The following is a 10,379-nucleotide window of genomic DNA, read 5'->3' as shown; positions in this document are numbered from 1 at the left end:
TTCACGCAGAACCCATTCGCGAGTTCGCATGTCGAGGAACCACCCGGCCTGTGCGTTGAGCACTGCCTGCGCGAGCGCGCCGTAGTAGTTCGGGTCGGTGCGGAAGTTGAAATGCCAATCCGCCGCGCCGAATGCCATCCCGTCGAGATCCTTGGCCAACTGCGCCACCACGAAATGCGACGTGTTCGGATACGGCGGTTGCGGTTTCGGCTGCTGCACGTCGGTCTGATCCATTGCGGATCACTCACTTTCACATTCGGGTTACGGCGGCGAGGTGTTGCTCGAGGCCATATCCGAGGCGTGCACGACGATCGCGACGATGTAGTCCACCCGGCCGCCTTCGGTGGGCCTGCGTTCCTTCGGCCGACCACGGACGTGAACGATGTCCCCGACTGCGATCAGGCCGCCGAGTCCCTCGTTCGAGCCCTGCACCCGACGGTCGCCGTCGAAACGGAGTTGGTCGCGGTCGCTGAGACCGCCAGGAAGGTACGGATCGAGTTGCAGGACAAGCTCACTGACTGTCCGATTGCCGGTCAGTTCGGTTTGCTTGGTGTCCAGGAACCGCTGTTGCAGCAGTCCTGTCCACGGCTGATACGTCGGAGCGACGGGAACCTGATTGCCGGTGCTCTCGTCGACCTCCGGTGGGTTGGGTCGCACGATCGACCAGCGCTGCGGATAGCGCGGCATCAGCGTGGACCCGGCGTGATCGTGAACGCTTCACGGGATGATCCGGACGGACGATTCGGGGTCAGATCGTCAATCTCTTCTGCGGTGAAATACACCAACGACGACGACCCAGCATCACCGTCGGAGTATTCGGTCGACTCCTCGAGATACTGCTTGTTTCGCACCCCGAACCCGCGCCGCCACAACTTGATCGCTCGATGTACGGCCACGACCATGATGCCCATGACTAGATCGCGATCGACCGTGCCGTTCGCGATGCCGTCGTCGAGATCTAGACCGGACGCCCGGATGACTCCCCGGCGAGCCTTCCCCGAAGCGAAGCGAATGAGGAACAGCAGTTGCTGCTGTTCCTCGGTGTCCGTCTCGGGGAAGGGCTCCATAGTGCCGTTGCGCATGTCCTGCACGGTGATCAACGGTTCCGTGCTGGGCACGACTCAGTCCTCCTGATCGTCACCCGCGCCGGAGTCGCCCGTTTCGCTGCCCGTCTCGGCTGCGAATGCCTCGCCCGGTGCAGGCTTGGGAGCCTGGCCGCCGTCGGCGGGCGTGGGCGTCTCCGACTTGGGCTGCTCCGGCGTGACCGTCTTGGTGACTGTCGACGTCTTGGCGGTGGTCTTGCGAGCCGCCGCCGGTGCCTTCGCGGTCTCGGGGGCCTCGGCCCACACACCCGGATTGGTGATCGACTTGACCGCCCAGGCAGGTACGTCGTCGTCGGGCCCGAATGCGTGAGTCTCGCCGTTCTTGTCCGCGACGTGCACGAACACGGCCAGGCGCGCCATCAGAACAGGTCCGCTGTCATGAGGCGACGTGCGTTCGAGAGGATCGGCTGTCCGCAGGCATCGACCCAGGTGAAGCGGCGCGTCGGCGGCCCGTCGACCTTGACGACCTTGGCCACGATGCCCTGAGGATCGGTCTCGACCCGATCGATCTCACCCGAGTCAGCCATCTCCAACGCCGTCGCGGTGAGACCGAACGCCGTGAACCCGAGGTCTTCGAGGTTCGGCGGCAGGAGCGTCAGACGATCCTCGGCCATGACGCGGGTCGAGACACCGTCGACGTCGAGCACATTGTCGTACGGAGCCAGCGGAATCGGCAGCCCTTCCGAGCTGAACAGGTTGATTAGGTCCGCAGTGGTCACGTGGGTGCGACCCTGGGTCGCGCCGAACACCGCGTCGATGATCTCCTTGTTGCGCTGCAGGAGCCGCATCTGCTTGAGCGAGGGCAGCATCGAGCCCGGGAGGAAGCCGTTCGTCGCGTTGTAGACGTCGCACCACGCCTGAAGGTCGGTGAGCGGTGTCGACGCGGTCAGGTTCGTCCACGGGGTTGCCGGAGCGACAATGTGATTCGCGGGCAGTCCGTAGTCGGCCTCGTTGATGAAGCCGTTCTCATCGATGTTGAGAACGCCATCGGTGAGCACGTCGCCCCACGCGAGCTCGATACGGTTGTAGATCTCGTTGGTGAGATTCTCACCGTCGTTGTAGATCGCGCGCTCGAGCACCGCCTTGTTGGTGCCCTGCGTACGCGCGAACTCCTGCTGCAGGCGCTCGTACTCACCGATCGCGGGAGACGAGCTCGACAGCGGAGCGAGCGGAACACGCTTCTCCGAACCGGTGTCCCGGCTCGAGACGTGGATCCGTCCGTCGTAGCTGCGGTACTTCGCCGTCCGGTTGGTCTTGACGATCTCGAGGAAGTCGACGGTGTTGCTGTCGAGGATCTTCGGTGCGCCGAACAACTCGGTCAGGCGGTTGTTGCGAGGCTTGGGCACCTCGCGAACGAACGTGGTGAGTGCGTCGGGCGGAACCGGCGCATCGAGGAACTGTGCCATGAGATGAATGTCCTTTCGAGACAGAGAAAGTCAGATGGTCCGGATCAGGACGCGAAGTGGATCATGCGAAGATCCGTGCGGGCGTTGGTGTCGAGGAACCCGCCACCGGTCGCGGCGTTCGCGATCGGCAACTTCGCAGGATCGACGAACCCGTGAACCAGCAAGCCTGATCCGACGTCCTTGGTCAGATCCAGCAGGTTCGGCACCTTGCGTGCCGCAAACAAGATTCCCGCGGCAGTCTGACGGCCGTCGGTCGCGGTGTCGTCGTACGGGCCGTACTTGCGGTTCGCGGTGATCTTGCCGAGCACGATTCCCGAGACGATGAAGCCGTTCGGGTAGTGCGTGGCCTGAGTGAACGCGGACACGTCGAGGGTGATCGACGGCGTCGTTCCCGGGTCGGTGCCGTGCGGGCTCAGGAGCCACTGCTTGTTGTCGTTCTGAAACGGATTGGTCTGCACTTCGATCGAAGTCATGGCGCTACGTCCCTCCTTCAAGGGGTGAGATGGGTGATGCTCGATGGGTCGTTCACACTGCGGCTACTTCTTGTCGCGGTTGCCGAATCTTTTCGCTGCTTCGGCTTTGCCGAGATCCTTGCCCGTCAACTTCTTCCCTCCGCCGCCGCCTTGGCGGTTGTCGGGCTTGGGAATTCGGGGCTTTCCGTTGCCGCCTTGCGCGGCCAGGTACGGCTTGTCTTCGACCAGTTCCTTGATCGCATCTGCGATCGCGGTGGCGTCGACGGTGCCGTTCTCACCCACCTCGAATTGATCGAGGTCGATAAATCGTGGGGCATCGGCGGGGTCCGCGAGCACACCTGCTGCAGCGGCCCGAACTTCCGAGCTCAGGACACGGGCGTTGGCGCGGGCAATGATCTGCTCCTCGCGTTCGCGCTGCGCCTGTTCGGCGGCGTCGTCACCACCAGCGGCCCCGGGCTTCTTTCCGGCCCTGAGGGCTTTGAGCTCCTTCTCCGCGGCGATCCGGCGGGTGCGTTCGGACTTCTCCTTGGCCTTGATCGCAGCGAGTGCTTTCTCCCCGGCGGGACCGAGCTTCTTGTCGTCGCCGTCCCCGTCGCTGTTACCCTCGCCGGTTCCGTCACCATCACCTGCGCCTGCGCCGTCTCCGTCGCCGTCACCCTCGCCGGTTCCGTCACCGTCTCCGCTGCCATCGCCCTCGCCTTCGGCGTGGTGTTGCTGCAGTGGTTGCCGATTCCACCGCGGGGCGGTCGAGCGGAGCGACAGCGCCGCGAACTGATCGGCCGTGAGAATGGTTCGTTTCATGAAAGTACTGCTCCTTCGGATACGGCCGAACCCGTTGCGGGCGGCACGAATACCGCTGATCCCTTGCGGATCAGCGGAATGGACGAGAGTGATCTCTCACGTGGATGCGAGCAGCTCGCGCAGCGAATGACCGCCCCGGGCCGCGACGGACTCCCAGTACGCTCTGCGCTCCGGTGCAAGCACTTCCGGTTCGCCTGGGGCACCAGCGACCTCAGGGTCGAAGCCTGGATCCCACACACTGTGTGCGGCGATCTCCGCAGCGCTGTAGGTCCGATCGGCCGGCAGAACGCGTCCGCTGATGTCGAGGTAGCGCCCTACTCCCAGAATCAGCACCGGCAGGATCATGTGACCACCCCGAATCTTCGAAACGACCATGCCAGGATGTCAGCGGCCCGCTCGTCGCCTCCGGAGATGTAGACCAACCACGGGCGGTTGTTACTGAGCACCGCTGCGTACCCTTCGGCGATCCATTCGGCGCGGCCGCTGGATGGTTTGCCCTGCGATCCGGCTCTGTAGTACTCCGGGCCGTTTCCGCCGGCCACACGTTCGTGTGCCCACTTGACGTACGGGTCGTCCTGGATCCGGTAGATCGACGCCGTCGCCGGTCTCTGCGCGGCCTCTCGGGCGGAATCGGACAGTGACGCAGCTCCCTGCTCCTGCCACGTCACCTCTGGTGGTAGACGCCGCAGCGCTCGGTAGTCCAGCGCGTGGCCCAGTTCGTGTGCGACGACGTCGAGAGATCCGGGTCGTGCATCCGTCGAGATGATCACGTCCCCGTAGCTGGGATTGAAGAACGAGGTCTCGTCCAACGACCGGCCGTCTGCGGTGAACGATCCTGCGTAGCGGTCTCGGATCTGCTGATCGTCGGTCAGTGACACACGGCGCGTCAGGAACAGCTTGATGTTCTGGCGAGCGAGTTCCTGCCGAGTCTCGAACGGGATGCGTGCGATGGTTCGGCGGGCGGTCGCCGCTGATTCGGACGGAACCCCTGCACTGACGTCGAAGCTGAACTGCGGTGCAGCTCGCTCCCTCGCGCGCTGACGGGCGGCCTCAGCCTCTGCCGCGGCAGTGACGGCGTCGAGGTCGACCGGCGTCGGCGTTGCGGTAGTTCTGGGCTTCAGCTTCTCGACCGTTGCCAGGTCCGGCACGAGACTGGTTCTCGAACCCACGCCGGATCTGGGACCCGACCTTTCGAGTAGGTATCCGTTAAGCCGTAGGAGCCTCAGCGTGTCGTCTCGGTCCTCACCGATCTGGTAGATGTCCTCGGGCATCAGCCTCGGCGTGGTCTTCGGGGTGCGGCCTCGCGCGCGGATGATCTTCCCTGCCACACCTCGTTTGGTCACGCCCTCGGTCGTAGTGATCAGTTGCCGGCCGTACACATCCCGGCGCTTGGTGTGGTGGTACTTCGCGTTGCCCATCAACCCGGCGGCAGTGTCGAGACCGTGCGCGCCGCGCCGTGCGTTGACCACTTGCGCGATGTCCGCTCCCTCACGGATGGCCTGCGCACCAGCGATGGTGAAGACCTTGTCCTGCATCGCCGGGTCGAGGGATACGAAGTAGTCCATCGGGTCGGTCCGCAGATCACCGGCCCGGTCCTCCGGTGCGGCGATGTGTCGACAGTCGCATCCCGGGTGACGGTCGAATCCGGCGTTGTACCGGTAGAACCGGCCAGCCATGACCGCACACCGAGAACACGACGGCGGGTTGAGCATTCGGACGTACCCGACTCCCGGGCGCGAGGTGATCGCCAGACCGGTTGCGACACGATTCGCGTCGGCGATCTGTGTCTGCACGCGAAGCTGCACGGACCGAAGACCGGCCTCCCATGCTGCCGAGACGACATCACTGGTCATCGGCATCCCGCGATCTACAGCGTCGCCGATCTTGCTCTTCGCGGTGATGATCGACCCGTACATCAGCGAGTCCAGCGGACGGCCGTCCGAGGCAATCCCCGTCAACCCATCGGGCGCTACCTCATCGGTCGGCTGAATCGACACACCAAGGTCGTCGAGAGTGTCCGCGACGTAGTCCTCAGCGTCGTCGACGGCGGCGCGTTGACCGATCACAATGACGGCGACGAGCCGATCGACGTTCGCCGCGAACCACACATCGAAGTCCTTCGGCGGCCGGCTACCCCAAATCCGCTTCGCGGCGATGAGGGCTTCACGCTGAATGGCCTGTTGACGTAGGTAGTTCTCAGCTGACGGCTGCGGCAGCATTGTCGTCGGTCGGTGTCACTGACGATCTCGCCGGAATGTTCCCAAGGTCGCGGTTCAGGCGGTCGAACACGGGATCGGCCTCCTGCTTCTCGAAGTACTCACGCTCACGGTTCTTTCGGGGCTCGGACCACCCCATCTCGTCCCACGACCCTTCACGGGAGTACACAGGCGTGCCGCCGTTGAGCTTCTGAATCGCGTCTGCCTGCTCGGCGGTTGTCGGGGTTGCCGCGTTGTACCACTCGACGGTGATCTGATTGCCGGGCAACCACTCACCGGTACGGAAGCGCTCGTAGAGCGAGGCCACCCATGACCAGGACGCGCCGTTATCGACCATCTTGTTCTCGGCGTTGTTGATCATCCGAGCCTCGTCGGCCCGAATCGCACCCTCAGCAGCAGGATTGGCGGTGTTCTTCCCGAAGTAGCGCAGCGGCAGCCCGGTGACCGACGAGGCCATCTCCCCGTACAGCGAAACCGTCTCGTGAAAGTTTCGAAGATCCGACGGAGTGAAGTTGCCGAACTTGGCCTTGTCGTTTTTCGTCGACCACACCGAGTGCATGTACGACTCCCACGCTGGGATCGGTTCACCGCGTTCGTTGACGAAGTCCTTCTGATCGACACCGAGAGCCCACTTCTGCGGGGTCGCATGCGTTTCGAGTGCGAACTGCAGGTTGGTCAGCGCACGCGCGGCCGCGTCGGTGATCGGGATGACGTCGGTCATCTCCGACTCGCCGTCCCACTGGCCGGCCTTGCGGCGGTTGAGGAACATCACCACCGGCACCCGGCCGAGCTCGTGTTCGTCGATGCCGGTGTCGTCGCCGACCTCGTCGATCTGCCACCCGTGCACACCGAGCGAGATCTGCAATGTCTTGTTCGGCAGGATCAGCGTGCCCAGCGCATCGCCGTTGTCCGCGCGGAAGGTCCGCATGTAGGCGTCCATCCGGCGTTGACGAGTGTTGATCAAGCAGCTGCTCTCTCGCGGCGACTCGATCAGGACCAGCGGATGCTCAGGGTCCTCTTCATTGGTGCCGACCGAGACGAACCCGCGGCCGTAAACCATCGTCTGGGTGTGGTTCAGAGGTGCCTCGGACGCCAGGTTGTTGGCACGGAACCCTTCCATCAGCGCCGCGTCGGCGATCACCTCGTCGGGACGCATGATCGACCGGATCCGCATCCGATTCGAGATCTCGGAGACCTGCACTCGTGGCCAGTTCACCAGAGTCTCGAGCACCCACAGGTTCGGAGGAATCGCGAGACCGAGCTGCGAGATTCGCACCGAGCCTTCGTGGTAGGCCTCCAACAGATCGTCGAGCCGCTTACGTCGATGCATCTTGGCCTGCATCTTCTCGACCATGTCGCGTTCGTCGTCCGAGAGCAGTGTGCGCAACAGAACCATGGTCACCTTCTCTCTGATCAGGCCAGGCAGAACACCCGCGAATCGACCGGCTCGGGCCATCCCGCGACATGCACATCGGCGCACGCTTCGTGCGCCAGGATCGAGGCCATGGTGGCGTCGATCTTCTGGTGCTCGTTCGGTTTCTGCAGTAGGTACATCTGCCCGGGCTTGGGCGCTTTGCGGGCGTTGTCCATGTGAGTGGCCGTGATCGGGCACCCGTCCTGTTCGATGCGCCGACTCCGCAGGTCGTTCTCGAACCTGCGGATCGAGGAGTACATCTGCGCCGTGCGATTGGTGCGCCACTCGAAGACGTGCTCGTCGCCGTGCGTGACCGACCAGTCCCCGATCTCGGATTCCCAGTCCTCCGGATCGCAGTAGAACCGCGCGACATGCCAGCGAGAGAAGATCTCGTCTACCGCGGCATAGACCTGGTCGCGTGGGATCTCGTCGTTGAACTCCGCGGGATTCCAGATCGTCGGTCGTTTGTCCGGGCCGAACCTCGGGGTGAAACTGCGGCCCGACCTTGTCTCGCAACGGATCGCAGTCCAGTCGTTGTTGAGCGACCCGTCGAAGCCAGCGCAGATCATCGTTCCGCGAGCAGGATTGGGCAACCAGAGATTCTGCTTACTCGCTACCGGCATATGCCCGCTCCCACAATCCCGCCTTCAGCCATGCACCCTGGCCGCTGACCAGTCGGTTTCCGTAGAACCGCTCAGCCTCGGCAGGGTCACGCTCGTTCAGCTCGGCCGCATCGGCCTCGATCGAGTCGATCGACACCCACGGAGAATCCGCGTACACGAACTTCAGCAGCTTCCGGCGTTCCCGCTTGTCGCCCCAGGACAGGTTTTTCGGGGGAATCCGGTAAAACTTGAACACGTCTTTCGCGCGCGATTCCCACGTAAGCTGTGCGTCGGAATTCTCCGACGGGTCCCACGCGTTCGTCGTCGCCATCGACCTGCCACGCATACCGGCGAGACCGCGACGCTGAGTCTGCGCAACGGCAATCAGCTTGTTGGACTTGAGATACAGCCCATTCTCGTCGTGCAGAACATACGACACCGGATTGCCGAGTCGACTGTTCGCCGACGCGGTGACGACGTCGATGCGGTTCTCGTCGCCGGGTAGGCGAATGAACCCCTCGCGGATCAACATCAGGTCCGCGAGAGGACCGTTCTTGATCATCGTCTTCAGCGGCCGGTAGACGTTGTCGACCTGATCCTCGGACGTTGCCGTCATCTGGATCAGCGGCGAGGGATGCGGCATCCCCATCGGCTCGCCGAGCTCGTACTCGTGCTCGAACCCGCAGCCGCAGCCCCAGTCCGAACACGCGTACCCGTCACCGGATTCTGCCCAGCCCGCGAACAGCGACGGCCCGACTGCCTCGAGTGCGACGCCCGTCGCCGACCACGGACCCTTGCCCGACTTCTGCGGGCCGACGATCAGCGACCGGCGGTAGACGAACGCCTCGTTCATCAGGGGCCTGAGTGGCTGCCACTTCGCACGCGGCTTGACCGCGTAATGGTTGGCATCGCACCAGAATTGCCAGTCCGACGAGACGAACGGTTTGCCCTGATCGAAGCCGTCCGGAATCGAGCAGTGCGCCTGCTTCCACGGATCGGTGACGTGCGCGAGGGTCGGAAAGTCAACTACGAAACCCTCAGTCGTCGTCATCGGCGTGGACAATCGGCGTGGCGACGGCGCGCATCCTCCTGCCGTTGCCCATCGTGCGGCCAACCGACTTCTTCACCGTCGTCTGCTTCGCCTGCTGATCGGGATGCTCACCCGAGTCATCGGCCACGATCAGCCAGCCGTTCTCCTTCAGTCCGGCCGGTGTCATGCCAATGTTGTCCGCGAGACGCTGCGCAGCCGCACACGTCGCGGCCGAGGCCTCGCGGTCTTCCATCTTGACGGACCAACGGACCCACATCGCGATCGTGCGATGACGCCACGACTCCCGAATCCACTGCGCAGCCTGCGGAGTTCGCCACGCCTGTGCCCACACGATGCCTTCACGTTCGGTCGCATCAGGGAGGAACTCCGACAGTGGCGGGAAGTCTCCGTCATGGCCGCCGATCGGCAACTTCAGCGCACGAACATCACGCGCATCCGATCGCGCGGAGAACATCGACGCATGCGGGCCGGACCTGTTTCGTGCACCTCCGTGATTGCCCATCGTCAACTCCTGCCGTCGGCATTGCGCCGAACTAGAAATCCGCCGGCATTGCGCCGAACAGAGAAATCAGAACCAGCCCATCTGATGGGCAAACTTGCGGACCACCGACGCGATCAGGTTGTGGACCCGGTCTCTCAGTTCCATTCCTGAAACCGTTCGCGCAACTGCGCATCGTCCATGACGGTCCACTTGTCATCTACTACCCAGGCCCCCGGCTCGACGACAACGCCGCTGACGACGAGGATGCTCGGTTGGGCTGGGCAGCCTTGGAGACCGTCGTCTGAGATGAAGGCCGGCTGCGCCTCGGTCCAGGATGCGACACCGCCTCGGAGGAAAACCCAGCTGACGATGTCTTGCCCGCTCGCTGATGTTCCGTCGAACTGCATTGCATCGACGTCGAGGCAGCGGGTTCGGAACCTGCGGGGCAAGGCATGTATTCGACCGCGATTAACATTCTGCGCTGGCATGTCGCAGTTTCCTTTCAGAGTTGAGCTGTGGGACGGAACGCGAGCTCTTGCCGAACAGTCGAGCGATGCGCTCCTTCTCGGCGGCCTTCTCCGCACTGAACTCCAGACCTGGATTCATCCACGTCTGAACCATTCGCAGATACTCCACGTCGTCAGATGGCCGGCGAATCGCGCGCTCGAACATCGGCAAAACACGCCCTCCCTGGTTTTGTGGAACATCTTGAACCCTCCGCACCATTCAGCGACCTCCCCCACGGCGAACCTCGAGGAGGGGGGCTTAGGGGCACCCCCCTGGGGTGCATCGCCGCAGGTCAGAGCATTGGTTACCAACGCGAACCATTTAC

Annotated in this window: 14 protein-coding genes; all 14 read right to left on the bottom strand. The window is 63.6% G+C overall.

Annotated elements, in window-relative coordinates:
* Window positions 1-234, bottom strand: a 234-nt coding sequence (locus CH296_RS28165) for a hypothetical protein (RefSeq protein WP_143546464.1), incomplete at its 3' end; no start/stop codon positions are given.
* Between the two features lie 27 nt (window positions 235-261).
* A complete protein-coding gene (locus tag CH296_RS28160; RefSeq protein WP_094686264.1) occupies window positions 262-687 on the bottom strand; it encodes a hypothetical protein in 426 nt (141 codons plus the stop codon).
* Window positions 687-1,118, bottom strand: coding sequence for a hypothetical protein (locus CH296_RS28155; protein ID WP_094686263.1), 432 nt, complete (start codon window positions 1,116-1,118; stop codon window positions 687-689). Before CH296_RS28155 ends, CH296_RS28160 begins: the two co-directional genes overlap by 1 nt.
* A 3-nt stretch (window positions 1,119-1,121) precedes the next feature.
* Window positions 1,122-1,463 (bottom strand): hypothetical protein, encoded by a 342-nt coding sequence (locus tag CH296_RS28150; RefSeq protein ID WP_094686262.1) that lies wholly within the window; start codon window positions 1,461-1,463, stop codon window positions 1,122-1,124.
* Window positions 1,463-2,509 carry a major capsid protein gene (locus CH296_RS28145; protein ID WP_094686261.1) on the bottom strand — a complete coding sequence of 349 codons (1,047 nt, stop codon included), beginning with the start codon at window positions 2,507-2,509 and terminating at the stop codon, window positions 1,463-1,465. The genes CH296_RS28150 and CH296_RS28145 overlap by 1 nt, the downstream gene beginning before the upstream one ends.
* 44 nt (window positions 2,510-2,553) lie before the next feature.
* Window positions 2,554-2,982: a head decoration protein gene (locus tag CH296_RS28140; RefSeq protein ID WP_094686260.1), complete on the bottom strand. Its 429-nt coding sequence runs from the start codon at window positions 2,980-2,982 to the stop codon at window positions 2,554-2,556.
* Between the two features lie 63 nt (window positions 2,983-3,045).
* A complete protein-coding gene (locus CH296_RS29220; RefSeq protein WP_179277861.1) occupies window positions 3,046-3,783 on the bottom strand; it encodes a hypothetical protein in 738 nt (245 codons plus the stop codon).
* A 96-nt stretch (window positions 3,784-3,879) separates the two neighbouring features.
* Window positions 3,880-4,128: a hypothetical protein gene (locus CH296_RS28125; RefSeq protein WP_094686257.1), complete on the bottom strand. Its 249-nt coding sequence runs from the start codon at window positions 4,126-4,128 to the stop codon at window positions 3,880-3,882.
* Window positions 4,125-6,002: a hypothetical protein gene (locus tag CH296_RS29215; protein WP_179277860.1), complete on the bottom strand. Its 1,878-nt coding sequence runs from the start codon at window positions 6,000-6,002 to the stop codon at window positions 4,125-4,127. The genes CH296_RS28125 and CH296_RS29215 overlap by 4 nt, the downstream gene beginning before the upstream one ends.
* The gene (locus CH296_RS28115) at window positions 5,980-7,395 is read right to left on the bottom strand and encodes a phage portal protein (protein WP_094686265.1); all 1,416 of its coding nucleotides are present in this window, start codon (window positions 7,393-7,395) and stop codon (window positions 5,980-5,982) included. The genes CH296_RS29215 and CH296_RS28115 overlap by 23 nt, the downstream gene beginning before the upstream one ends.
* 17 nt (window positions 7,396-7,412) lie before the next feature.
* Window positions 7,413-8,036: a terminase gene (locus CH296_RS28110; RefSeq protein ID WP_094683048.1), complete on the bottom strand. Its 624-nt coding sequence runs from the start codon at window positions 8,034-8,036 to the stop codon at window positions 7,413-7,415.
* The gene (locus CH296_RS28105; protein WP_094686256.1) at window positions 8,020-9,066 is read right to left on the bottom strand and encodes a terminase; all 1,047 of its coding nucleotides are present in this window, start codon (window positions 9,064-9,066) and stop codon (window positions 8,020-8,022) included. The genes CH296_RS28110 and CH296_RS28105 overlap by 17 nt, the downstream gene beginning before the upstream one ends.
* Entirely contained in the window at window positions 9,053-9,568 is a 516-nt protein-coding gene (locus CH296_RS28100) for a hypothetical protein (protein WP_094686255.1), read from the bottom strand. The genes CH296_RS28105 and CH296_RS28100 overlap by 14 nt, the downstream gene beginning before the upstream one ends.
* A gap of 134 nt (window positions 9,569-9,702) precedes the next feature.
* Window positions 9,703-9,954: a hypothetical protein gene (locus tag CH296_RS28095; protein ID WP_094686254.1), complete on the bottom strand. Its 252-nt coding sequence runs from the start codon at window positions 9,952-9,954 to the stop codon at window positions 9,703-9,705.
* Window positions 9,955-10,379 lie beyond the last annotated feature (425 nt).

It is taken from the genome of Rhodococcus sp. 14-2496-1d (genome assembly GCF_002259365.1).
Classification (GTDB): Bacteria; Actinomycetota; Actinomycetes; order Mycobacteriales; family Mycobacteriaceae; genus Rhodococcoides.
The sequence above is the reverse complement of the archived record's forward strand: the minus strand, read 5'-3'. Positions and strand labels throughout refer to the sequence as shown.